Genomic DNA, 23144 nt, shown 5'->3' with positions numbered 1-23144 from the left:
CGACGCCATGTCCCAGTCTGCGGCGGAATCGCCGGCCGCGGCCCCTTCCGCTGGCGCGCCCGCTCCCGACGCCGCTTCGCAGCTGGCGTCGGCGGTGCTGACGCAGGGCTCCGCGGACAGGCGCTTCATCCGCACGGCCCGCGTCGAGTTCCGCGTGCAGGATGTGTTCCGTTCGGCGCTGGAGATCGAAGATCTCGTCGCACGCCTGGGGGGCTATGTCGCCCGCAACGACATCCGCAACGAGATCGAGGACACGCGCCAGCGCGATAGCGGCGATGGCTGGCGCATCGAGCTGTCCAGTTACACCACCCGCGGCGACCTGCAGGTGCGCATACCCAGCGAGCGTGCGCAGGAGTTCATGCGTGCGCTGTCGCGCCACGTCGAGTTCCTGGATCGTCGGGCCGTCGATGCCCAGCTTGAGCTGATGGCCCAGCAACTGGCCTACCTGCGCCAGCAGCAGGCGCAGCAGGCCCTGACGACGGTAGCGGCCGAGCCCGGCAAGACGGGGGCGAAGGTCCACGCCGTAGAAGCAGTGGCCGATGCCCAGGCCCAGCGCGACGAAGCCACCCTCGTGACCCGACAACTCGAGGACCGCATCGCCTTGGCGACCATCGAGCTGTCGATGCATCAGGCACAGAAGGTGACCCGCACCCAGCAGCCGGACCTCGACGACGCACTGCATCGCGATCAGCCTGGCTTCTTCACCCGTCTCGGACATTCGCTCAGCACGGGCTGGCACGGCCTGCTCGCCGTCCTGGTCGCGCTGGCGACGCTGTGGCCGCTGTGGCTGGTGTTGGCGGGGCTCGTCGCAGGCGTGCGCCTGTGGCGGGGCGTCAAGCGCGAGGTGATCAGCGGCAGGGTCTAACCAGCCGCTTCTCCATGAACACCGTCGCCTCGTCGGCGGTGTGAACGCCGTAAGGCGAACGCAGCGCGTAGCCCAGCCGCGTGTACAACGCGATGGCCTCGGGTTGCGCGGTGCCGGTCATCAGGCGTGCGAGGTCGATGCGGCGCTCGATCAGGTGTGCTTCCAGCGCATGCATGATCGCCCGCGAATGTCCCTGGCCGCGATGCTCCGGCACGACGAATACCGACTTGATCTCGCCGTAGGTGCCGTCGTCGTCGCGCATCCGCACCGCGCCGCAGGCGACCGGCTGGCCGGCCACGAACGCGCCGAGGAAACAGACGCCGGCCTGCTTCAATGCCGCGACGCCGCGCTCGAGATCGCGTTGCATTCCGTACAGCGCCGACAGGTGCGCGTTGAGGCCGCCGATCAGTGCCCGCGCAGCCGGAGCGTCCGGGTCGAGCGGCGCGACGTGCCGCATCAGCCGCGCAGTCGCGGCACGCCGTGCTCGTCGCGTTCTTCGACGACGGCTTCGTCGAAGATCTTCTGGCGCAGGTCGCGCCCCGGCAGTTCCTGCGTCGCTTCGCCACGCGCGGCGCGCAGCGCGTTGAGGTAGCACAGGCGGGCATTGGCCTGGTCGCCGGCCTGGGCGAAGACGTGGCCGAGTTCTTCCCAGGCCTCGCTGTGCGCGCCCTGCGCGACCGCGCGATGCAGGAAGCTCTCCGCCTGCGACGACTGCCCCTGCGCGCGTGCGAGCTGCGCCAGCGTCACCAGCAGCGCAGGGCTGCCCGGGTGCGCCTGCAGCCAGCGCTCGGCATTGGCGCGGCGCGAATCGAGGCGGCCGATCGGCAGGCGGCCATAGAGTGCGGCGAGCGATTCGTCCCAGCGCGAGTCCAGTGCCTGCTCGATGCTGCGCGCGGCCGCTTCTTCCCAGCGCATCGCGGCGGCGCGTTCGGCGTAGGCGGCCACCGAGGCGGGATCGTTGCGCAGCGGTTTCGGCAGCGCCTCCCAGCGGTCGGCGAGCACGTTGGCATCGGCGGCCTGGCGCAGCGACGCTGCGGCCCATTGCGCTTCCAGTTCGGTCAGGCGCGCGGCCGGCAGCGCCTGCTGCTGACGCAGCGCGCCGAGCAGGCCATACGCCTCGTCGGCGCGGCCGAGCGCGGCCAGCGCCTGTGCGCGCAGCGCCAGTCCGCGCGGAGGCAGCGGCGAGGCAGCAGGCACATCGAGTGCGGCCAGCGCATCGGCGGCACGGCCCTGCGCCAGCGCGGCCTCGGCAGCGGCGACCGCATGCGCCGAAGCGGAATCACGGGAAAGCGCATCGAGCTGGCGTTGCACACCGGCGTCGTCGCCACGTGCCAGCGCCGCCTGCACTGCGCCGACGCGCGCGACGGTGGCGACGTCGCGTTGCTCGGCAGCCAGTGCCAGCTGCTTTTCGGCGCGGCTGTACTGGCCCTGGTGCAGGGCATCCAATCCGTCGACCAGGCGTGCGCGCGCCTGCTTCTTGCGGTGGCGGCGCAGCGCGACGAACGGGAGGCTCAAGACTTTCCACAGCAGCCATGCAACGACCGCCGCGGCCAGTACCAGCGCGAACGCCTTGGGTACGTTGGTGGTGTAGTCGTTGCCGCCGTAGCGGACCAGCACATAACCCGGGTCCTGCAGCAGCAACTGCGCCAGCAGGGCACCGGCCAGCGCCAGCACGATCCAGAACAGCAGGTTGCGGAAGAGGTTCATGCAGCCTCCGTCAGTGGGCCGCGCGCAACTGGCGCAGCTGCTGCAGTGTGCTTCCCAGGGTCGGAATCGTCAGTGAAAGCGGTCGCGCTGCGATCGATTTCAGGCGCGCGCGCTGGCGCTGCAGCTCCGGCGACTCGGGCGACAGCCGGGTCAGCCAGCCATCGGCGCGGCCGAGCGCGGCGCGAAACCCCTCGTCGTCGCGACGCTCGGCCGCGGCACGGGCGAGGGAAATCTCCAGTTGCAGGCCCGCCACCGCGGCAATGCGGTCGGCAGGCTGCACCGCGACGGCGCGATCACTGGGGCGAACGTCGATCAGGCTGCCGAACGCACGGCGCCACCAGGGCGCCTGCGCAGGCACGGTCGTGGCCGGTTGCTGGGGTGCGGCGCTTACTTCCCGCGCGAAGGCATCCAGTTCCGCCATCGCCTGCACGCGCGGTTCGCTGCCGAGTGCGTCCAGTCCGGCGCGTTCCTGCTGCAGCGTCTGCCGCAGGCTGAGGTAGGCCGGATCGTCGACGCCGTCGAGCACCTGTCCGGCCAGCACGTAGGCACGCCGCGCGCCGTCGAGATCGCCGGCGATCGCCAGACGCTGCTGCGCCATCGTCAGCAGCAGTTCGGTCTCGTCCAGCCGCAGCGCCTGTGCGCCATGGCGGTCGGGATCGGACAGCTTGTTGACCGTGTCCTCGACCAGCGCCGCGCGCTGGCCGATGCCGAGCAGTTCGTCACGCACGACGCGGTTGGTGGCGTCGGCCTGCTGCAGGCGCTGCCCTTGCGCGCGCTGATCGCGGCGGAGGGCTTCTATGCGCTGGTCGATCGCGCCCAGTTGCTGCTCGATGTCGGCTTCTGCGGTTTCGCGCTGGTGGCGCGACTGCCATTGCTTCCATCCCCAGAATCCGGCGCCGGCAAGCAGCACCAGAAGGATCAGCCACAGCCCCGCACCGGAGCGGCGCGAGGAAGAGGCCGAAGCGTTCGCAGCGGTCGGGTCGGGTGTCGTGGACACGGCATCACGTGGGGAGCGGGACGGGCCCATGCTACCGGATGCGACCGTGGTCACGTCCGGGTACTGGCCGCCGCCGCGACGAGGTCGGCCGGACGCGGGCCGCGCGCGAGCACGACCCGCTGGAATCCGAGTTCGCGCGCCAGGCCGGCCAGGCGATCGCTGGCCGCGGCGACGGTCGCCTGGCGCAGCGCAGCCAGGGCCACGGCAGGCAGCGTATCGACCAGGTGTTGCAAGGCCTCGCCGCTCGACAACGCCAGCACGGCGGGCGCGGGCAGGGACTGCAGTCGCGCCACGGCCTGCGGCGAGGGCGGCACCGCGACGCGCTCGTAAACGTCGGCGCGGTGGACGCGCGCACCGCGCGCCTGCAGCGATGGCACCAGCACGCCGCGTCCGCCAGGCGCGCTGACGAAGCCGACATCGATGCCGTCGAGACCGGACAGCCCGGGCAGGTCGAGCAGGCCTTCGCTGTCCATGCGTTGTGGGGCGTGCACGTCGCGAATGCCGGCGCGCCGCAGCGCCGCAGCGGTGCCGGCGCCGACGGCGAACCACTGCTGGCCTGAGAGTGCTTGCAATGGCCGCAACGACCGCGCGGCGGCGACCGCATTGGGACTGGTGAAGATGACCTTGGGCGCCGCGAGCGCTGTGCCGAGTGCCGCGATGTCGGCGGGGCCGTCGCGGTGTTGCAGTCTCCACGGCGACAGCGCGATCAGGCCGGCGCCGTGGCGTGCCGCCGCGCGGCGCATCGCATCGTGCCCGCCGCTCGGTCGCAGCGAGATCACGTACCATCCGTGCTGTGTCGTCACGCGGGCCTGCATGCCTCCAGCATAGCCGCCCCGTGCGACTTCCCCAGCGATGTCCCGGCCGCATGACCCACGAAGACGCCCTCGAACGCCTCCACCATCATTACCAGTCGATGCCGCCGGTAGCGGCGATGCAGGTCGAAATCGCCGGGTATGACGGCCACCGCCTGCAACTGCGCGCGCCGCTGGCACTGCACGTCAACGACAAAGGCTGCGCGTTCGGCGGCAGCCTGGCGTCGATGATGACGCTGGCCTCGTGGGGACTGGTGTCGCTGCATGTCGAGGCGGCCGGGTTGCAGGCCGAGGTGTTCGTCGCCGACAGCCAGATCCGCTACCTCGCGCCGCTGTTCGGCGATCTCGAGGTCCATGCCGAACTGGCGCCGGACGCGGGCTGGCCCGGCTTCATCGCCACCCTGCGCGAGCGCGGCCGTGCCCGTACCAGCCTGGTCGCGCGGGCGCTGTTGCCCGATGGCGGCATTGCGACCGAGTTCACCGCGCGTTACGTGGCCATCGCCAAGGCCTGAGCTAGGATGGCGCTGACCTTGTCCATTCGGATACCGCCATGCGCCTGTTGACCCCTGCGTTGCGCAGGTTCGTCGTGTTGCTGTGCCTGCTGGTGCTGGCCGGCTCGGCGGTCGCCGGGCGCAAGTCCGATGCCCTGACCCGGCTGCAGTACGACTTCTCGGGCGCGGTGCGCTGGGGCGATTTCGAGGGCGCCTGGAACCTGGTCGACCCGAAGATCCGCGCCGAACGCCCGGTGTCCGACCTGGATTTCGAGCGCTACCGCCAGGTGCAGATCTCCTCGTACCGCGACCGCGGCGCCAGCGTCGACCTCAAGGGCGGCCAGGCCGCCCGCGACATCGAGATCGGCGTGATCAACCGCTACACGCAGGCCGAGCGCACCGTGCGCTACCGGGAGGTCTGGCGCTGGGACGCCGAGGCCAAGACCTGGTGGGTGACCAGCGGCCTGCCCGATCTCTGGGCTGGCCAGTAAGCCTTCCGACGGCGCGCCTTTTGCGCCGCCGCGGGCACTGGGCGACAATCCCGCCCCCGTTTCCGCAGCCGTGACGCCGTGACCCTTCAAGACCTGCTGGCTTTCGCCGAGCGCCATCTCTATCTCTCGCTGGCCCTGGCCGGTCTGACCGTGGCCCTGGTCTATACCGAGATCGCGCGCCTGTTCCGTGGCTACAAGGCCCTGCGCCCGGCCGAGCTGACCGGCCTGATCAACCGCGACAACGCGCTGGTCGTCGACCTGTCGGCGAGCGGCGATTTCGAGAAGGGCCACATCGCCGGCAGCAAGTCGGTGCAGCCCAGCCAGTTCGACCCGGAAAACAAGCTGCTCGCCAGCGCCAAATCGCTGCCGGTGGTGGTCGTCTGCCGCAACGGCCAGGCCTCGGGCGATGCCGCCAAGCGCCTGAAGAAGGCCGGCTTCGAGAAGGTCTACTGGCTCGAGGGCGGCGTCCAAGCCTGGCAGCAGGCCGACCTGCCGTTGGTGAAGGGTCGCGCCTGAATCCGGTTGGCCGGAGCCCGGTGTGCGCCGGGCTCCTTGATCGCCGCCGAGGTGCCCCAACTGAGTCCATGAGGGGATCGCGAAACAGCCGCACGACGCGCTGGACCGCGCTTTTCTGAATGGACGGCCGCCGCAACGCTGCGTGCCATAATCGAAACCTTTCCGTATTTGCCTGGAGTCAGAGAGATGTCCGAAGAAAACGTCAACGGCGCTGCCGCCACGCCTGAAGCCACCGGCCCGGCATTCACCGTCGAGAAGATCTACGTCAAGGACGTTTCCTTCGAAGTGCCCGGCGCTCCGGCGGTGTTCAACGAGCAGATGCAGCCGCAGCTGCAGATGAACCTCAACCAGAGCGTTCAGCGTCTCAACGACAACGCCTACGAAGTCGTGCTCGGCATCACCCTGACCTGCAACGCCGGCGACAAGTCGATGTACCTGGTCGAAGTGAAGCAGGCCGGCGTGTTCGGCCTGGCCGGTTTCGACGCGCAGACGCTCGACGTCATGCTCGGCACCCATTGCCCGAACGTGCTGTATCCCTACGCGCGCCAGCTCGTCAGCGACCTGATCCAGGCCGGCGGCTTCCCGCCGTTCTTCCTGCAGCCGATCAACTTCGACGCGCTCTACGCCGAAGGCCTGCGCCAGCGCTCGCAGCAGGGCCAGCTGGCCGACGCCGAGACCGCCGGCAACGCCTGATCGCCTCCGCATGGAAGCGACTGCACCCGTGAAGGTGGCCGTACTCGGCGCGGGCTCCTGGGGCACCGCGCTGGCGGCCCTGATCGCACGGCACGGTCATCCCACCGTGCTGTGGGGCCGCGACGCCAACATCGTCGCGGCCATCGATCAGCGCCATGAGAATCCGCGCTACCTGCCGGATATCGCGCTGCCCGCATCGCTGCGCGCCACCACCGACTTCGCCGGCGCCCTGAAGGACGCCGGCCTGGTGCTGGTGGTGGTGCCGTCGCATGCGTTCGCCGAAACCCTGCGCGACCTTGCACCGCACCGTCCCGCGGGGGCCGGCGTGGCCTGGGCGACCAAGGGCTTCGAGCCCGGAAGCGGCCGCTTCCTGCACGAAGTCGCCGAGGAAGTACTGGGCGAGGACGTGCCGCTGGCCGTCGTCACCGGGCCTTCGTTCGCCAAGGAAGTGGCGCAGGGGCTGCCCACCGCGCTCACCGTGCACGGTTGCGAAGGCGACTTCGCCAAGCTCGTCGCCGATGTGCTGCACGGCCCCGCGTTCCGCGCCTACACCGGCAACGACATGCTCGGCGCCGAACTCGGCGGCGCGATGAAGAACGTATTGGCGGTCGCCACCGGCGTCGCCGACGGCATGCAGCTCGGCCTCAACGCACGCGCCGGCCTGATCACGCGCGGACTCAACGAGATGCTGCGGCTCAACCACGCCATCGGCGGCAAGGCCGAGACGCTGATGGGCTTGGCCGGGCTCGGCGATCTGGTGCTGACCTGCACCGGCGACCTGTCGCGCAACCGTCGTCTCGGCTTGGCGCTCGGCCGTGGCCAGTCGATCGAGGACGCGGTGCGCGAGATCGGCCAGGTGGTCGAATCGGTGCAGACCGTCGACGAGGTGATGCGCCAGGCGCAGCGCAACGGCGTCGAACTGCCGATCTCCAGCGCCGTGCAGCAGGTGCTGCATGGCGAGATCACCCCCGCCGAAGGCCTGCGCCTGCTGATGGCGCGCGAGCAGAAGCCGGAATATCCGAGCGGCCTGTTCGGTTGATCCGGCCGCATCTGGCCACAAAAAAAAGCCCGGCATTTGCCGGGCTTTTTTTTACTTGCCCGCGTCGCTCAGAAGCTCGCGCGCGCGCCGATCGTGAAAATCGACGTGTCGTCGCCGAACTCCAGCTCACCGACGACGCCCCAGGTCGGGTTGAACTTGAACTGGCCACCGAGGCTGGCGCTGAAGGTGCCGTCGTAGAAATCGCCGTCGCTGTAATGGCCCTTGATCCAGCCTTCGAAGCTGTCGGCCATCATGTGGCGAACGCCAACCGAGACGCGGACGTCGTCGCCGTCGCTGCTGCTGCTTTCACCGCCGCCTTCGGCATCGACCTCGGTGCTGATGTAGCTCAGCTCGGTCACCAGGTCGGTGCGGTCGCTGATGCTGTGGTGGTAACCGAAGCCGATGTTGAACTGGCTCAGGTCGGTATCGATGTCGCCGGCGTCCACGCCGAACACGGTGACGCGCACGTCGTCGTTGCCGCTGCGGTAGCCGCCGAACACGTGGAAGTCGTCGCTCACCGCGGCCGATCCGCCGATGAAGAAGCCCGCCGCCTCGATGTCGTCGAGTTCGACGCCATTCTCGATCAGCGGAGCGTCCTGGTTCAGCTGCGCGTAGCCGCCTTCGACGTAGGTGTAGCTGATCTCGTCGGCGTACACGGCAAACGGTGCGACTGCCAGCGCGACGGCCAGCGCAAGGTGCTTCTTCATCGTGTCCCCTGGATTCTGTGGTGGCGCGCCGTGCGCGATCCGCTGCAGCGGCGGCCGGCGGCAAGGCCGGCGCGCCCATTCTGGATCAATCGGCGGCATGCCGTCTGCGGTATCGGTACAAAAAAAAGAGCCCGGCCGAAGCCGGGCTCTGCATCGCGATTCGGGGGAGAGAGAGAAATCGCGAAGCGTCGGTGCGTATCAGAAGCTGACGCGCGGACCGATGAAGTACTGGGTATCGCTGTCGACGAACTTGACGTCGCCGGAGATGCCCCAGGTCTGGTTGAACTTCACCTGCGCGCCGAGGCGGCCGTAAAACTCGCCGTCGATGCCGTGGTCGTAGTCCTCGTAACCGGCCAGGGCGTAGCCCTCGAAGTTCGGGGTGAGCGCAGCGCGCACGCCGGCCTCGACGCTCCAGCCATCGACGTCTTCGCCAGCGAAGAACTCGTTGCCGACAGAGAAAGCATCGGATTCGAACTTCTCGTAGGCGACGCGCGTCAGCAGGTCGACCTGCGAGTTCAGTTCGTGGTTGTAGCCCAGGCCCAGGCGCCACTGGTCGACGTCATAGCCGTTGGCACGGCCGAACGGGGTCGCGAAACCATCGACTTCCTGGCCGGTGTAGCTGCCGAAGACGTGGAAGTTCGGCGCGATCGCACCGGAGCCGCCAATCGTCCAGCCGTCGGCGTCGGCGCCGCCGTCGAGGTTGGTGGCCGCGTAGCCGCCTTCGACGTAGGTGTAGGACACGCCCTCGGCCGCGGAGGCGGCGAACGGCAGGGCGGCAAGCAGGGTCAGGGCAGCAAGCGTGGAACGAACGGGGAAGCGCTTCATAAGGTTCTTGGCCTCTTGGTTTTTTGTTCCGGCGGCTCGGGGGAGTGCCGCTCGGTGGAGGCCAGTATCCGGAGCTAACCCAAATTTAACCTGAAGTCTGAACCGCTCAGTACAGGAACTATTGTGAATCGGCATGGTCCGGTCGCGGTTCATCACCGCCCAGGCGCTTTGCAGGTAGCTGAGGGCCGCAGTGCTCGGATGCGTCGTGCGGGTCCCCCCGTGTATCCACGGGCACGTCGCGCTCTGCTGTCAACCACGCCTCCCACGCGCCATGATTCGAGACGTGGCAGGCTTCCTCTTCCTCTACGGCGAAGCCATTGCGTAAGCTCGCGGCGATCATGGATGGGGCGACAACCGCATGGAGTGCGACGAGGCGACGACGCAGGCTGGGTCGCACAAGTCCGGGCGACCCGATCGCCAAGCCGTGCAGTGGTCGATCCTGCTGCTGGCCCATGCCGGCCTGCTGTTCCTGTCGATCGGTCTGGCCGGTCTGTTCGAGAATGCCGTCTGGTGGCTAACCGCTGCCGCGGTATACGCCTTTGCCTCGGTACAGATCGGCTTCCTCGGTCATGACTTCGAACATGGGCAGGTGCCACTGCCGCGCCATTGGCGCGGCACTGTCGGATCGTTGTGCTGGAACCTCCTGCTGGGCGTTTCGCTGAGGTGGTGGCGACAAAAGCACCATCGCCACCACCGGCATACGCACATCGCGGGCAGCGATCCGGACCTGTACTCCCTGTTCGCCTACGATCGCGACACCGCGCGTGCGCTGGTAGGCCCGCAGCGATGGTTCGTCGCGTGCCAGGCATGGCTGTTCTGGCCGGTCACCGCGTTCGCCCGTATCTACTTCCAATGGCTCGGCATGCTGGCTGCCGTGCGCCTGCCGTGGCGGCAGCGCGTCCCCGAAGTGCTGACGTTGTGTCTGCATCACGTGCTTACCTGGGCAGCGGCGTGGGAGGTGCTGGGCGCCCAGGCCGTCTGGTTCATCGCGGCGGGCCAGGCATTGTCCGGGCTCTACATGGGCTTGGCTTTCAGCACCAACCATCTGGGAATGCCGCTGGCGTCCGAGTCCCGAGCCGGCAGGGCGTGGCAGATCGCGCACACCCGTAACATCCGTACCAATCGAGTGGGTGCTTACCTGCTGGGTGGGCTCAACCTGCAGATCGAGCACCACCTCTACCCGGCGCTGGACCGGTCTGCCGTGCGTGCCATGCAGCCCGCCATCGAGCGCGAATGCCGGGCGGCCGGCATCCCGTACCGCAGCACCGGACTGATCAACGCATTGATCGAGGTGCAGGCGTCGCTGCATAGAGTGGCCAGGGAGGCGGCAAGACGGTGACCTGGCTCGCGCATCCCGCGGACATGCGAACCCTGGCCGGCATGGGGTTGGTGACGATGGTTGCCGTTGCGCACTGGACGCTGGGCGCATTCCATCCATGGCTCTTCGTCCTGAGCCTGCTGCTGTCCTTGACGGTGAGCGTGATGCATCACAACCATGCCCATCGCCCGCTCTGGCGAATGCGCGCCCTGAACGCGGCGACCGACGTGTGGTTCACGCTCTTCCAGGGGCACCCCGGTTACGTGTTCCAGACGATGCATGTCGACAACCACCATCGTTACCACAACGGCCCTGACGACGTGACCAGGACCGATCGTTTTCGCGCCGGAAACAACCTGTGGGGGCTGTTGATCCATCCCATCGAGTTCGCCATTGCCGCGCGTCCCCACATCGCGGCTCGCGTAATGGCATCGTTCCGGAACGATCCGCGTGATTTCGCCTGCATCGTCGCCCATTACGCTCTCCTGGTCGGCATCGACGTGCTGGCCCTGGTTATCGATTGGAAGGCGGCGCTGTACGTCGTGCTCTTCCCGCAGCTCGCCGCCATGTTCTGGCTCCTGGCCTCCAACTACCTGCAGCACGCACACGCGCGCGGCGATTCCGAGTTCGACCACTCGCGAAACTTCCTCGGCCTGATCAATCCTCTCTTCTTCAACATCGGCTACCACACCGCGCATCACCACTCGCCAGACGTGCACTGGAGCGAGCTTCCGGCGGTCCATGCGTCGCTTGTGTCGAGAATGTCGCCCGCCCTGAACGAGCCAAGCTTTGCCTGGTACCTGATTCGCGTCTTTCTTCTTTCGCTGGTCGCCCGCCGATTCCGCAGCCAACCAACAGAACCGGCCAACCTGGATTCCGATTCGTGAACAACGACTTCTGCAAGCCCGTCGAGTACGACAATGTCTACCTGCTTGGCCTTGGCGCTTTCCTGCCCGGCGCGCCGGTCGGAAACGAGCGCATCGACGATTACATCGCACCACTCAACAGGCAGTCGGCGAGGATCAAGGCCCGTGTGTTGGGCGATAACGGAATCCAGACACGGCATTACGCCATCGACGAGCAGGGCCAGACCCGGCATTCCTCCTCGGCGATGGCGGCCCACGCGGTTCGCGATTGCCTGGACAGGGCAGGCATAGGCCTGGGAGAAGTCTCCATGCTGTGCACCGGCACATCCGGCGGCGACGTCGGCATGCCCGGTTTCGCCAACATGCTGCAGGGGGAGCTGGCGGCGCAGCCCATGGAAACCAGCAGCCATCAGGGCGTGTGCGCCGCTGGCGTGACCGCGCTCAAGCATGCTGCCGCGGCCGTCGCATTGGGGCACCACCGCAAGGCGCTTGTGGCGACCAGTGAGTTTCCTTCGCGGATGTTCAAACGGTCGCGCTTCGCGCCCAACGGCTACGACGCCGATTTCGACTCGCATTTCCTGCGCTGGATGCTGTCCGACGGCGCCGGCGCGATGCTGCTGGGCGACAAACCCGGGGCCAACGGGCTCGCATTGCGCCTGAAGTGGGTCCACATGAAGTCCTTCAGCGGCGACTACCCGGTTTGCATGCAGATCGGTCATTCGGACGATGACGTCACGCGCTCCTACCTGGACTACGATTCTCTGGCCGACGCGGAGCGCGAAGGCGCGTTCCTGCTGAGGCAGAACCTCAGGCTGCTGCCAAACCTGTTCGATGTCGGCATACACGAGTACGTGCAACTGGTGAACGCGGGCAGCATCGATCCCGCCTCGGTCGACCATTTCCTGTGCCACTACTCCTCGGAGAAGTTCCGCGGCGTCGTCGACGACTTGATGGAAGCGGCGGGACTGAGGATTCCGCAGGATCGCTGGTACAGCAACCTGACGAAGCGCGGCAATACTGGCGCCGCGTCCATTTTCATCATGCTGGCCGACTTTCTCAGGGAGACCACGCTCGAACCCGGGCAGAAGATCCTGTGCTTCGTTCCGGAGTCGGGGCGGTTCACCGTGTCGTTCCTGATGCTCGAGGTCGAGACCGATCCTGCGGCACCGCACGCGGACCCGGAACCGCTGCGTTTGCCCGAAACGCGGGTAGCGCCGCCGCCCCATGAAGCCGCCCAGACGGAGACCGGCCCGACGGCTCGCCTGCTGCGGGATCTGGCGGAGGTCTGGCACCACTACCGCTCGCGCATGTGGCGGACGAAGTTCGTGCAGAAGGTATCCGCAGGAACACTGACCATCGACGACTATCGCCGCTGGATGGAATGCTGGACGCCCCAGGTCAGGGAGGGGACGCTGTGGATGCGCCGGGCAGTGGATAACCTCGAAGGGCAGTACGCAGGCCTGCGCGAACTTATCCTCCATCACGCCGGTGAGGAGCAGTTCGATTACCGGGTACTGTTCGACGACTATCGGAATGCAGGCGGCACCGCCAGCCACGTCGGAGCGCTGCGCCGCAATTCCGGGGGCGAGGCATTGAACGCCTACATGCATGCTCGCGCCGGCATGCTCAACCCGGTCGGACTGCTGGGTGGCATCTACATCATCGAGGGCACCGGACAACGAATCATCCCCGCACTGCTCCCGGTGCTGCGGCAACAGGCCGGCCTGGAAGAACACCAGCTGAACTTCCTTCGCTACCACGGGGAGAACGACGAGCATCATCTGCAGCGCTGGCTGGCGGCGGTCGAAATGGTGGTGGCGATCGGCGGAGAGGACGCGTGCGCCGACATACTGGCCACGGCCCGAGCCGTCGCAGACCTCTATGCGTTGCAGATGGAGTGCGTGCTTTGAAGAAGGTTCCCGATTTCCTCGCCGATGCCCACGACCCGCGCGACCCCAATCCGTGGCTGGCCATCTATCTGGACAGCAGCATCCCCATAGACGAGGACGTAAAGCGCGCATGGCTCGAGGATTCATCCTCGCGATCGCGGCAGTTCCTGTTGCCCGTGGTGCGGCCCCTGGCGCGGACTTGCATCGTGCTGGTGCAACTGCTGAAGATCATCATGCCTTCGTCGGTGACGTCATCCCGCGTCCTGCACCGCTTCCTGGCCTGGAGCCTGAAGCATTTCGTCAGTCCAAATGCGAACTGGCTGATCCTGCGCCACTTCAACCTTGGGGCCGAGATACTGGCCTTCGTTGCGGCCAACGTCCCCGACGCGAAGATCCCGCCCCTGAACGACATGCGGCTGACCGGGCTGGACCAGATCAAGGACGATGCGTTCCTCAAGCACGACCTCAACCTCTTCAACTTCGTGATCTATCTCAATCGCGAGTTGCGCGCCCAAGGCAGGCAGGTCGAACCTGTGGTCGCACCCGACTTCTCCGCCATCACCGACGGACCATTGCCGCTGCAGTCCATGCCCGACCGCTGGACCAACGTCATTGATCTGCAAACCGCGATCGAGCTGTATACCCCGGTCTATCAGTTGTTCCTCACCGACAACGATTTCTGGCGAGCCACCAACTCGTTGCAGGTGGACGAGACCATCGCCATATACGCAAGCAGGATTCTCAACGATCCGACGCCGATGCTGCTTGTGAACAATCGGCACCCGCTGGTTCCCATGTCGACGCTGCGGGCGGGTTTCCGGCTGGTGCTGCATGGTCTGTCCACGGAAATGATGCACGCCCTCCTGGTGAAGAAGAAGCGCGAACAGGCGCTGGCGCGCGCCCGAAACGCGGCGTGCGAGCAGGTGGAGCTGGGCGGCTGACAGGGCCTCCGATGTGTCTGGGCTGCGAGGCGCTGTTCCGGCCGCTTCCGTTAGGCATCTGAGCGCCCTGTCACGTGTCTCGGCCACCAGCGTGCTCGGTGCCTGCGCGGATGCATTTCAGCAGCACGCGCCACAACTCGTCGGGATCGAAAGGCTTGGCGACGAAGTCGTTCATGCCGGCTTCCATGCAACGCTGGCGATCCTCGTCCATGGCGTTGGCGGTCAGCGCGATGATCGGCAACGCGGAGAGTCCGGTTGTGCGGCGCAGTTCACGAGTGACGGCCAGGCCGTCCATGACCGGCATGCGCATGTCCATCAGCACTGCGTCGTAGTGCCGCGAACGCGCCATCTGCAATGCGGCTTCGCCGTCGTCGGCGACCTCGACCACCAGGCCGGCATCGCCCAGCAACGCCAGCACGACTTCCTGGTTGAATACGTTGTCCTCCGCCAGCAGCACGCGCGCGCCTTCGATGCGCGCGATCGCTTCCGCGGATGGCGGTTGCGGCTGTGGCATCGCGGCCAGGTGCGCCCAAACTCGCGGTCGTCTGACGCGTGCGGTGAACCAGAACGTGCTGCCCTGTCCGGGTGCACTGTCGACGCCGACTTCGCCGCCCATCAGCTGCGCAAGATGCTTGGAGATGGCCAGGCCCAGGCCGGTGCCGCCATGACGCCGTGTCATCGAACTGTCGCCCTGCACGAACGAGTCGAAGATCTGCCCGATCTGGACGTCGTCCAGGCCGATGCCGGTGTCGTGGACGGAAAAATGCAGCAGCCACTCGTCGCCTTGTTGCGCACGCGTCCCGACGGCGATGCTGATCTCGCCCCGCTCGGTGAACTTCACCGCATTGGTCGCGAAATTGATCAGCACCTGGCCCAGGCGCAGGCGGTCGCCGACCAGCTCGGCCGGGACATCGGCGGCGACGTCGAAGGAAAGCCCAAGGCCCTTGTCTGCCGCCTTGCCGGCGACCACGTTGGCGACGTCGTCCAGCAGTTGCGACAGCGCGAATGGCGCGCGTTCCACGGTCAGCTTGCCCGCCTCGATCCTGGAGAAGTCGAGGATGTCGTTGATCACGCTGAGCAGGTGCTCGCCCGCGCGCTGGATCTTGCCCAGATAATCGCGCTGCTCCTGCTCGGAGCGGCCCTTCATCGCCAGGTGCAGCATGCCCATGATGGCGTTCATCGGCGTGCGGATCTCGTGGCTCATGTTCGCCAGGAACTGGCTCTTCGCCGCGTTGGCGGCGTCGGCGTCGGCCTTGGCCTGCTGCAGGGCCTCGCGTGCCTGGATCAGCTCGGTGATGTCCTGCGTGGTGCCGTTTACCGCCACGGTCCTCCCGCCGGCGTCATGCGAGGGGCGCCCGCGCGTCACCAGCCAGTGCTGCGTGCCGTCCGGCCACTGCACGCGATACTCGATGGCATAGGAAGGAGCGGCCTGCCGAATAACCTCGCGGATGCCGCCGAGATCGTCGGGATGGATCAGGCTGTAGAACAGGCCGAGGGTCGGCTGCGTGCCCGGTGGCAGGCCGAGCATCGCGATCTGCCGGTCGGAGCAGATCAGCGTGCGCGTGTCCGTCTGGAACTGCCAGGTTCCCAGGTCGCCGCCTTCGATCGCCAGGTTCTTGCGCTCTTCGCTCAATCGCAACGCCGCCTCGCTGCGCTTGCGTCCGGTGATGTCCTTGACCGAGGTGACGATGAGCGTGCGCTCTTCATCCTCCGCAAGGGATGCGGTCACCTCGACGTCGAGCAGGCTGCCATCGCAGCGCCGGTGACGCGTCTCGAACGTAAGGGGCTGCTGCGTGTCGCGCAGTTGCTCGACCGTCGGCGTCAGGCGCTCGGGTGGGAAGTCCGGATCGAACTCGAGGATGTCGTGTCCGACGACAGCCTCCTCCGGCAGGTTCAGGTGGTGGAGCGCGGCGGGATTGGCATAGACGATGGCGCGATCGCGCGGGTCGATCCAGAACATCGGACCGGCGTTCTCGACCACCTTGTGGTGGAACAGCACGCGCTTCTGCGCGCGGCGCCGGTCGGTGATGTCCTCCAGCGTGAACTGCAGCAGCTCGCGGCCGCGCCAATTGAACCGCATCAGGTGCACCAGCGCGTCCCAGATCTCGCCATCGGGGCGCTGGTGCCGCCACTCGAAGGTATCGCCGCCTTCCGACAGGGCGGTCGTATCGTGCTGTTCGATCAGCGTGCGCGAGTCGACGCCGTTGTATTGGATCGGTGCAGACACGTCGATCGGCATCTTGCCGAGCACCTCCTCGCGGCAGGTGTAGCCGTAGATCCGGATCGCAGCATCGTTGCAGTCGATGAAGCCTTCGCGCGACGGATCGTGGACCACCATTGCGCGGCGCGAATCCTGGAACAGCAGCTTGTTGTAGGCCTCGCTCTCCTTGAGCGCTTCTTCGGCGAGGCGGCTTTCGGTGATGTCGCGCACGACCGCGAGGACGCCTTCGCGATCCGGCGTCTGCACCGCCTTCATCACGATCTCGGCGAGGAACGGCTGCGATCCGCCGCGCAGGTGCAGCCAATGAAAGCGCAGCGCGCCGTCCTCGACGCGTGCGGACATCGCCGCCGGCAAGGCAACTGGCGCCCGCGGATCCGGCGTTCCCAGCACTAGTGCCAGGACACGGTCGGCCAATGTGTGGCTGTCGTCGCCATCCGGCTGCGCCGGAGGAGACAGCCGCGGATCCGCAATATGAAACCCGGCCAGTGCGGCGCCCGACGCGGCACCAAAGAGCCGGGCCGCGGCGTCATTGGCGTCGGCGATCCTGCCGTCGACGATGAACAGCAGGCTGTCCGGACTGGCCTGCCACAGCCATTGCGGCTGCACCTCGTCCGCTCGGGTATCGCGATGCACCATGCGGTGCTCCGGCGCCGGGAGCCACCCGGCTGTGGCCGCCAACGTACTCCCGTATTTCGACCCGCGGCAAATGCACGCTCAGGGCCTCAGGCACCACCCGCGAAGCCGTGTTGGCGCCACGCCTCGAACACCACCACCGCGACCGCATTGGACAGGTTGAGGCTGCGATTGTCGGGTCGCATCGGCAGCCGCAGGCGCTGCGCCTGCGGCACGCGCTCGAGCACCTCGGCGGGCAGGCCGCGGGTTTCCGGGCCGAACAGGAACACATCGCCGGCGGCGTAGTGGGGCGTGTCGAAGCGCGTGCTGCCGCGCGTGCTCAGCGCGAACAGGCGCGCAGGCACGCCGTTGGCGAGTTCGATGGCGGCGAGCGCCGTGTCGAGGTCGTCGTGCACCTGCAGCGCGGCGTATTCGTGATAGTCGAGGCCCGCGCGCTTGAGCTGGCGGTCCTCCAGCGTGAAGCCGAGTGGACGGACGAGGTGCAGGCGCGCGCCGGTATTGGCGCACAGCCGGATCACGTTGCCGGTATTGGGCGGAATCTCGGGCTGGAACAGGACGACGTCGAACATGCGGTCAGATCACCATGGCAGCGGCGCGCCCTGCCAGTCGATGTAATGGCCGCTGTCGGCCTGGGTGGCGTTGCCGATCACCTTGAGCAGGCCCGCGACCGACTGTTCCGCTGCGATCTGCGCGCCGTCGCCGCCCATGTCGGTCTGCACCCAGCCCGGATGCAGCGCGAGCACGACGATGCCGCGCTCGGACAGCCCCTGCGCCAGCAGCACGGTGGCCATGTTCTGCGCCGCCTTGGAGATGGCATAGCTGGGCGTGTGGAAGCCATCGACGCGCGCGATCGAGCCGAGGATCGAGGACAGGTTCGCCACCACCGCGCCATCGGCCAGGTGCTCGGCCAGCGTCTGTGTCAGCAGGAACGGCCCGGTGACGTTGGTGCGCAGGCTGTCGTCCATCTGCGCCAACGGCACGTGCCCGAAGCGTTCGCCCGAATGCAGCACGCCGGCGTTGTTGATCAGCAGGTTCAGGCGCGCCCCGTCGCCATCGAGCACCAGCGGCAGCTCGCGCACGAGTTCGGCGTGTGACTTCGGATCGGCCACGTCCAGCGGCAGCACGTGCAGCCGGCCGGGATGCTCGCCGGCCAGGTGGTTCAGCGCCTGCGCGCGGCCCGGATGGCGGGCGGTGGCGATGACGTGGTCGCCCCGCGCGAGCAGCTGGCGGACGAACTCCAGACCGATGCCGCGGCTGGCGCCGGTCACCAGAACGCGGCGCGGTCGGTGGGCTGGGCTCATCGCGGATCTCCTGATAGTGGATTGGGTTGCCGGACGGCGCACAGTGTAAGGACGGATCAGGCGCAGCGAACCGGCAGCTTCGGCCCGCTGGGACTTGTGGCCTAGTGCCGCTGCCGCCGCACGCGACTAGGATGCTGGATCGGCTGGGACTCGGCAGTTCCGCCCGCTATAGCACCCCGGAGCCCGACCATGTCCGCCCTGCACCGCCCGCGCGCCGCCCTGCTCGCCCTTGCCCTCGCCAGCTCGCAGGGCACCGCATTCCTGCCCACGCCCGCCTGGGCCGCCGCGGCGACCGCGGTCGACATTCCCTACGAGGAGTTCACGCTGCCCAACGGCCTGCGCGTGGTGGTGCACACCGACCGCAAGGCGCCGATCGTGGCGGTGAACCTCTGGTACCACGTCGGCAGCAAGGACGAGCCGGCCGGCCGCACCGGTTTCGCGCACCTGTTCGAACACCTGATGTTCAACGGCTCCGAGAACCACCGCGGCGAGTTCTTCGAGCCGTTCGAGCTGGTCGGCACCACCGACCAGAACGGCACGACCAACAACGACCGCACCAACTACTTCCAGAACGTGCCCACCACCGCGCTCGACATGGCGCTGTGGATGGAGTCCGACCGCATGGGCCACCTGCTCGGCGCGATCGACCAGAAGACGCTGGACGAGCAGCGCGGCGTGGTCCAGAACGAAAAGCGCGAAGGCGAGAACCAGCCGTACGGCCAGGCGTGGGACGAGCTCAACAAGGCGATCTACCCGAAGGTCCATCCGTACCACCACAGCACCATCGGCTCGATGGCCGACCTCAACGCGGCCTCGCTGGACGACGTGAAGGGCTGGTTCCGCACCTGGTACGGCCCCAACAACGCGGTGCTGGTGCTGGCCGGCGACATCGACGTCGCCACGGCGAAGGACAAGGTCGCGCGCTACTTCGGCGACATTCCGGCGACGCCGACGATGGCGCAGCCGAAGATCGACGTCGCACCGATGGCCAAGTCCAGCCGCAGCACGATGACCGACCAGGTGCCGCAGTCGCGCGTGCACCGCGTGTGGAACGTAGCCGAGACCGGTACCGCCGAGCTCGACAAGCTGCAGCTGTTCGCGCAGGTGCTCGGCGGCAGCCGGTCCTCGCGCCTGGACCGCCGCCTGCTGCATGAAGACAAGCTGGTCGACAGCGTCTCCGCCGGCGCCTATGGCATGCAGCTCGGCTCCAACTTCGTCATCACCGCCGACGTGAAGCAGGGCGTCGACCCGGCGAAGGTCGAGGCGGTCATCGACGAGGAATTGCAGCGGCTGCTGAAGGAAGGCCCGGGCAAGACCGAACTGGAGCAGGCACGCACCGTGTTCAAGGCCGGCTTCGTGCGCGGCATCGAACGCATCGGTGGCTTCGGCGGCAAGGCCGACGTGCTGGCCGAGTGCACGGTCTACACCGGCAATCCAGGTTGCTTCCGCGACAGCCTGAAGACCATCGAAACCGCCACCGCAGGCGACATCCGCGCGGTCGGCAACCAGTGGCTGGGCAAGGGCAGCCACACGCTGGTGGTGGTGCCGGGCCCGCGCACGGTCATTCCGGAAGATCCCTCCGTGACGCCGGCGCCGCTGACGCTGCCGCCGGTCGATGCCAAGTACACGACGACGCCGACCACCATCGACCGCAGCAAGGGCGTACCGCAGACCACGACCTTCCCGGAGCTCAAGTTCCCGTCGATGCAACGCGCGATGCTGAAGAACGGCACGCAGCTGATCCTGGCCGAGCGCCACGACATCCCGGTCGTGCAGATGAGCTACGAGTTCAAGGGCGGCTTCAGTGCCGACCAGGGACGCAAGCTCGGCACGTCGAGTTTTGCGATGGGCATGATGGACGAGGGCTCGGGCAGCCTCGATGCGCTCGCGTTCGGCGACCGCGCCGAATCGCTGGGCGCCAGCCTCGGTGCCGGTGCGTCGCTCGACGGCGGCAAGGCCTACCTGTCGGCGCTGAAGGAAAACCTGGTGCCTTCGATCGAGCTGTTCGCGACGATGCTGCGCTCGCCGCGCTTCGACCAGAAGGAGATCGACCGCGTCAAGGCGACCTGGATCGCCGGCATCAAGCAGGAGAAGGCGCGTCCCAACGGTGCGGCGCTGCGCGTGCTGCCGCCGCTGCTGTACGGCGACAGCCATGCCTATTCGATGCCGTTCAGCGGCAGCGGCACCGAGGCTTCGATCGGATCGCTGACGCGCGAAGATCTGGTCGCCTTCCACCGCGACTGGGTGCGACCGCAGGGCGCGACGCTGGTCGTGGTCGGCGATACCACGCTGAAGGAGATCGTGCCGCTGCTCGACAAGCACCTCGGCGACTGGAGTGGCACCGGCGATGCGCCGGCACAGCCGCAGATCGGCGCGGTGTCGCGCCCGGCCAAGCCGCGCGTGTTCCTGATCGACCAGCCCGGAGCGGTGCAGGCGAACATCTTTGCCGGCGAAGTCGTGCCGTCGACGAAGGACGCCGGCGCGGTCAAGTTCGACTTCGCCAACTCCGTGCTCGGCGGCGAGTTCTCCTCGCGCCTCAACATGAACCTGCGTGAGAGCAAGCACTGGGCCTACGGCGCTTACAGCTTCACGTCCAACGCGTTGGGCCAGCGGCCGTGGATGGCGTTCGCGCCGGTGCAGATCGACAAGACCGCCGATTCGCTGAAGGAACTGCAGAGCGAAATCACCGCCTACGCCAGCGGCAAGGCACCGCCGACCGCGGCGGAGGTCGCGAAGATCCAGGCCACCGAGATCCGCGGCCTGCCCGGTTCGTACGAGACCGCCGCAGCGGTGCTGGGCACCATCAGCGGCATCGTCAGGTACGACCGGCCCGATGACTACGTGTTCAAGCGCAAGGCCGAGGTCGAAGCGATGACGACCGAGCAGGTGAAGGCCGCGGCCGCGACGATCGATCCGCAGGCGCTGACGTGGGTGGTGGTCGGCGACCTCAAGCAGATCGAAGCGCCGGTGCGCGCGCTGAAACTGGGCGAGGTACAGGTGCTCGACGCCGACGGCAAGGCGGTCGCGGGCAGCCACTGATTGCAGAAACTCAGACGGCGTTCACGCGACGCCGTTCACAACTGCGGCGGTCGGGCCCACGTCCTGTGGCTTTACAATCGCGCCCGACATTTCTTCGTGCGGGCGTCGTGTCCGCGAAGCACAGCGGGGTAGGGTGATGCGTCATTCGATGTGGGCCGTGATCGTGGTTTCCGTGCTGTCGGTGTCGACAGGCTGCACGTGGGTGCACATGGCGCCCGGCGCATCGTCGGTGCGCGTGATCGACGGCAGCAGCGCGCCGGCCGGCTGCGAGAAGCGTGGCGAAGTGGTGGTGTCGGTGAAGGACAGCGTCGCGTTCTACGATCGCAATCCGCTGCGCGTTCGCGAGGAGCTGGAAACGCTCGCCCGTAACGAAGCCCCGGGCCTGCAGGCAGACACGATCCAGCCGCTGGCCGAACCCGCGGACGGCGAGCAGCGCTTCTCCGCCTGGCGCTGCTCCGCGCGAATTGGCCCGGCCGGTCCCGCGCGCGCCGCGTCGGGCGCGGCCCAGACCTATCCGGTCAGTCGCTGATCAGGCCGTCCCTGCCGCCTCTAAGCCTTTGATTGAAAAGCCCGTCCGCGCGAATGAGGCGCGTGGACGAGGCAGTCACGTGCTTTTTTGGTCGGCCGCGCCCCGCGAACCACACGCCACCGAATGGCGGCCGGGGGCCATAACGCGTTAAAATCACGTGTTCTTTCGTCTCCGGACTGCCCTCATGCTGTTCCAACACGTCGCCATCGCAGGCCTGGCTCATATCGACGCGCCGCGGCGACTCACGTCCGAAGAGATTCATTCGCGCTTGAAGCCCACGCTCGACCGCCTGGGCATCAAGTACAACGTGCTGGAAGAAGTGGCCGGCGTTCGCGAGCGCCGCCTGTGGGACGGCGAAGTTCGCGCGTCCGACGCCGCCACACTGGCCGGCGTGAAGGCGCTGGCCGATGCCGGCATCGATGCCGACCGCGTCGGACTGCTGGTCAGCACCTCGGTCAGCCGCGACTACCTGGAGCCGTCCACCGCCTCCATCGTGTCGGGCAACCTGCGACTGCCCGATACCTGCCAGAACTTCGACGTGGCCAACGCCTGTCTTGCGTTCCTCAACGGCATGGACATCGCCAGCCGCATGATCGAGCGCGGCGAGATCGACTATGCGCTGGTCGTCAACGGCGAGACCGCCGACCTCGCGTACGAGAAGACCCTCGAGCGCCTCAGCCGTGACGACGTCACCGAAGAACAGTTCCGCGACGAGATGGCGACGCTGACGCTGGGCAGCGGTGCCGCCGCGATGGTGCTGGCGCGCAGCGAACTCGCCCCAGGTGCCCCGCGCTACCGTGGCAGCGTCACCCGCTCGGCCACCGAGTGGAACCAGCTGTGCCGAGGCGACCTGCACCACGACCGCATGATCGCCGACGGCCGCATGCTGCTGATCGAAGGCCTCAAGCTCGGCCAGAAGACCTTCGCCGCCGCACGTGCCGCACTCGGCTGGGCGGTCGAGGAACTCGACGAGTTCGTTATCCACCAGGTCAGCAAGGCGCACACGCAGGCCTTCCTCAAGGCGTTCCGCATCGACCCGAAGAAGGTGCTGACCATCTTCGGCGAGCACGGCAACATCGGTCCGGCCTCGGTGCCGATCGTGCTGTCCAAGCTGCGCGAAGGCGGCCGCCTGAAGAAGGGCACCCGCATCGCCCTGCTCGGCATCGGCTCCGGCCTGAACTGCTCGATGGCGGAAGTGGTCTGGTAAGGCCGCGCAATCGATCGAATGAGAAGCCCGGCATTGCCGGGCTTTTTCTTTTGCGCT

21 protein-coding genes and 1 pseudogene are annotated in these 23144 nt (G+C 67.5%); 13 read left to right on the top strand and 9 right to left on the bottom strand.

The annotated features are described in order from the left end of the window. Positions 1-7 precede the first annotated feature (7 nt). Complete coding sequence (locus IU514_RS03625) at positions 8-865, top strand: DUF4349 domain-containing protein (protein WP_194929714.1); 858 nt, start codon at positions 8-10, stop codon at positions 863-865. Here IU514_RS03625 and IU514_RS03620 read toward each other — a convergent pair. The 4 genes from IU514_RS03620 to IU514_RS03605 form a co-directional block, all read right to left on the bottom strand. Next, a complete protein-coding gene (locus tag IU514_RS03620; protein WP_194929713.1) occupies positions 849-1322 on the bottom strand; it encodes a GNAT family N-acetyltransferase in 474 nt (157 codons plus the stop codon). The genes IU514_RS03625 and IU514_RS03620 overlap by 17 nt on opposite strands. After that, complete coding sequence (locus IU514_RS03615; protein ID WP_194929712.1) at positions 1322-2572, bottom strand: heme biosynthesis protein HemY; 1251 nt, start codon at positions 2570-2572, stop codon at positions 1322-1324. Before IU514_RS03615 ends, IU514_RS03620 begins: the two co-directional genes overlap by 1 nt. 10 nt (positions 2573-2582) lie before the next feature. Beyond that, positions 2583-3500, bottom strand: coding sequence for a uroporphyrinogen-III C-methyltransferase (locus tag IU514_RS03610; RefSeq protein ID WP_228760494.1), 918 nt, complete (start codon positions 3498-3500; stop codon positions 2583-2585). A 119-nt stretch (positions 3501-3619) separates the two neighbouring features. Next, positions 3620-4384, bottom strand: a complete 765-nt coding sequence (locus IU514_RS03605; protein ID WP_194929710.1) for a uroporphyrinogen-III synthase — start codon at positions 4382-4384, stop codon at positions 3620-3622. A gap of 50 nt (positions 4385-4434) precedes the next feature. Between IU514_RS03605 and IU514_RS03600 the strand changes: the two genes are divergently transcribed. The 5 genes from IU514_RS03600 to IU514_RS03580 all read left to right on the top strand — a co-directional run bounded on the left by IU514_RS03600 (position 4435) and on the right by IU514_RS03580 (position 7611). Further along, entirely contained in the window at positions 4435-4893 is a 459-nt protein-coding gene (locus IU514_RS03600) for a YiiD C-terminal domain-containing protein (RefSeq protein WP_194929709.1), read from the top strand. Between the two features lie 38 nt (positions 4894-4931). After that, the gene (locus tag IU514_RS03595) at positions 4932-5363 is read left to right on the top strand and encodes a hypothetical protein (protein ID WP_194929708.1); all 432 of its coding nucleotides are present in this window, start codon (positions 4932-4934) and stop codon (positions 5361-5363) included. 78 nt (positions 5364-5441) lie between these two features. Further along, positions 5442-5879: a rhodanese-like domain-containing protein gene (locus IU514_RS03590; RefSeq protein WP_194929707.1), complete on the top strand. Its 438-nt coding sequence runs from the start codon at positions 5442-5444 to the stop codon at positions 5877-5879. Between the two features lie 186 nt (positions 5880-6065). After that, a complete protein-coding gene (gene secB, locus IU514_RS03585; protein WP_194929706.1) occupies positions 6066-6572 on the top strand; it encodes a protein-export chaperone SecB in 507 nt (168 codons plus the stop codon). Between the two features lie 10 nt (positions 6573-6582). Then, positions 6583-7611, top strand: coding sequence for an NAD(P)H-dependent glycerol-3-phosphate dehydrogenase (locus tag IU514_RS03580; protein ID WP_194929705.1), 1029 nt, complete (start codon positions 6583-6585; stop codon positions 7609-7611). A gap of 68 nt (positions 7612-7679) precedes the next feature. On the opposite strand, the gene IU514_RS03575 is transcribed toward IU514_RS03580, so the two are convergent. Together IU514_RS03575 and IU514_RS03570 are read right to left on the bottom strand one after the other, a co-directional pair. After that, positions 7680-8318: an outer membrane beta-barrel protein gene (locus tag IU514_RS03575; RefSeq protein ID WP_194929704.1), complete on the bottom strand. Its 639-nt coding sequence runs from the start codon at positions 8316-8318 to the stop codon at positions 7680-7682. A gap of 198 nt (positions 8319-8516) precedes the next feature. Continuing rightward, positions 8517-9143 carry an outer membrane beta-barrel protein gene (locus tag IU514_RS03570; protein ID WP_194929703.1) on the bottom strand — a complete coding sequence of 209 codons (627 nt, stop codon included), beginning with the start codon at positions 9141-9143 and terminating at the stop codon, positions 8517-8519. Between the two features lie 424 nt (positions 9144-9567). On the opposite strand from IU514_RS03570, the gene IU514_RS03565 reads away from it, so the two are divergent. From IU514_RS03565 to IU514_RS03550, 4 genes are read left to right on the top strand one after another with little or no spacing between them, the layout of a single operon-like run. After that, positions 9568-10482: a fatty acid desaturase family protein gene (locus IU514_RS03565; protein ID WP_194929702.1), complete on the top strand. Its 915-nt coding sequence runs from the start codon at positions 9568-9570 to the stop codon at positions 10480-10482. Then, entirely contained in the window at positions 10479-11348 is an 870-nt protein-coding gene (locus IU514_RS03560) for a fatty acid desaturase family protein (RefSeq protein ID WP_194929701.1), read from the top strand. Before IU514_RS03565 ends, IU514_RS03560 begins: the two co-directional genes overlap by 4 nt. After that, a complete protein-coding gene (locus IU514_RS03555) occupies positions 11345-13237 on the top strand; it encodes a 3-oxoacyl-[acyl-carrier-protein] synthase III C-terminal domain-containing protein (RefSeq protein WP_194929700.1) in 1893 nt (630 codons plus the stop codon). Before IU514_RS03560 ends, IU514_RS03555 begins: the two co-directional genes overlap by 4 nt. Beyond that, complete coding sequence (locus tag IU514_RS03550) at positions 13165-14157, top strand: DUF6999 family protein (protein WP_386760306.1); 993 nt, start codon at positions 13165-13167, stop codon at positions 14155-14157. The genes IU514_RS03555 and IU514_RS03550 overlap by 73 nt, the downstream gene beginning before the upstream one ends. Before the next feature lie 70 nt (positions 14158-14227). On the opposite strand, the gene IU514_RS03545 is transcribed toward IU514_RS03550, so the two are convergent. The 3 genes from IU514_RS03545 to IU514_RS03535 all read right to left on the bottom strand — a co-directional run bounded on the left by IU514_RS03545 (position 14228) and on the right by IU514_RS03535 (position 18312). Next, positions 14228-17014 (bottom strand): PAS domain-containing hybrid sensor histidine kinase/response regulator, encoded by a 2787-nt coding sequence (locus IU514_RS03545; RefSeq protein ID WP_194929698.1) that lies wholly within the window; start codon positions 17012-17014, stop codon positions 14228-14230. A gap of 86 nt (positions 17015-17100) precedes the next feature. Next, the gene (locus tag IU514_RS03540) at positions 17101-17580 is read right to left on the bottom strand and encodes a tRNA (cytidine(34)-2'-O)-methyltransferase (RefSeq protein WP_194929697.1); all 480 of its coding nucleotides are present in this window, start codon (positions 17578-17580) and stop codon (positions 17101-17103) included. 9 nt (positions 17581-17589) lie between these two features. Continuing rightward, positions 17590-18312 carry an SDR family oxidoreductase gene (locus tag IU514_RS03535; protein WP_194929696.1) on the bottom strand — a complete coding sequence of 241 codons (723 nt, stop codon included), beginning with the start codon at positions 18310-18312 and terminating at the stop codon, positions 17590-17592. Positions 18313-18501: 189 nt separating this feature from the next. Between IU514_RS03535 and IU514_RS03530 the strand changes: the two genes are divergently transcribed. The 3 genes and pseudogenes from IU514_RS03530 (at position 18502) to IU514_RS03520 (ending at position 23087) form a co-directional block, all read left to right on the top strand. Further along, positions 18502-21351: a M16 family metallopeptidase gene (locus tag IU514_RS03530; protein ID WP_194929695.1), complete on the top strand. Its 2850-nt coding sequence runs from the start codon at positions 18502-18504 to the stop codon at positions 21349-21351. Between the two features lie 148 nt (positions 21352-21499). Continuing rightward, positions 21500-21814 (top strand): annotated as a pseudogene (locus IU514_RS03525) (DUF4156 domain-containing protein); the annotation flags it as partial. A 250-nt stretch (positions 21815-22064) separates the two neighbouring features. Next, positions 22065-23087 (top strand): 3-oxoacyl-ACP synthase III, encoded by a 1023-nt coding sequence (locus tag IU514_RS03520; RefSeq protein WP_194929694.1) that lies wholly within the window; start codon positions 22065-22067, stop codon positions 23085-23087. Positions 23088-23144 lie beyond the last annotated feature (57 nt).

Origin of the sequence: Lysobacter niastensis (genome assembly GCF_015453285.1) — a bacterium.
Taxonomy (GTDB): domain Bacteria; phylum Pseudomonadota; class Gammaproteobacteria; order Xanthomonadales; family Xanthomonadaceae; genus Lysobacter_J; species Lysobacter_J niastensis.
The sequence above is the reverse complement of the archived record's forward strand: the minus strand, read 5'-3'. Positions and strand labels throughout refer to the sequence as shown.

Bases quoted from the DNA above. Each gene is read 5' to 3' on its own strand.
- IU514_RS03625 (WP_194929714.1), top strand. From the start codon at position 8: ATGTCCCAGTCTGCGGCGGAATCGCCGGCCGCGGCCCCTTCCGCTGGC.
- IU514_RS03620 (WP_194929713.1), bottom strand. From the start codon at position 1,322: ATGCGGCACGTCGCGCCGCTCGACCCGGACGCTCCGGCTGCGCGGGCA.
- IU514_RS03615 (WP_194929712.1), bottom strand. From the start codon at position 2,572: ATGAACCTCTTCCGCAACCTGCTGTTCTGGATCGTGCTGGCGCTGGCC.
- IU514_RS03605 (WP_194929710.1), bottom strand. From the start codon at position 4,384: ATGCAGGCCCGCGTGACGACACAGCACGGATGGTACGTGATCTCGCTG.
- IU514_RS03600 (WP_194929709.1), top strand. From the start codon at position 4,435: ATGACCCACGAAGACGCCCTCGAACGCCTCCACCATCATTACCAGTCG.
- IU514_RS03595 (WP_194929708.1), top strand. From the start codon at position 4,932: ATGCGCCTGTTGACCCCTGCGTTGCGCAGGTTCGTCGTGTTGCTGTGC.
- secB (WP_194929706.1), top strand. From the start codon at position 6,066: ATGTCCGAAGAAAACGTCAACGGCGCTGCCGCCACGCCTGAAGCCACC.
- IU514_RS03580 (WP_194929705.1), top strand. From the start codon at position 6,583: ATGGAAGCGACTGCACCCGTGAAGGTGGCCGTACTCGGCGCGGGCTCC.
- IU514_RS03575 (WP_194929704.1), bottom strand. From the start codon at position 8,318: ATGAAGAAGCACCTTGCGCTGGCCGTCGCGCTGGCAGTCGCACCGTTT.
- IU514_RS03570 (WP_194929703.1), bottom strand. From the start codon at position 9,143: ATGAAGCGCTTCCCCGTTCGTTCCACGCTTGCTGCCCTGACCCTGCTT.
- IU514_RS03545 (WP_194929698.1), bottom strand. From the start codon at position 17,014: ATGGTGCATCGCGATACCCGAGCGGACGAGGTGCAGCCGCAATGGCTG.
- IU514_RS03540 (WP_194929697.1), bottom strand. From the start codon at position 17,580: ATGTTCGACGTCGTCCTGTTCCAGCCCGAGATTCCGCCCAATACCGGC.
- IU514_RS03535 (WP_194929696.1), bottom strand. From the start codon at position 18,312: ATGAGCCCAGCCCACCGACCGCGCCGCGTTCTGGTGACCGGCGCCAGC.
- IU514_RS03530 (WP_194929695.1), top strand. From the start codon at position 18,502: ATGTCCGCCCTGCACCGCCCGCGCGCCGCCCTGCTCGCCCTTGCCCTC.
- IU514_RS03520 (WP_194929694.1), top strand. From the start codon at position 22,065: ATGCTGTTCCAACACGTCGCCATCGCAGGCCTGGCTCATATCGACGCG.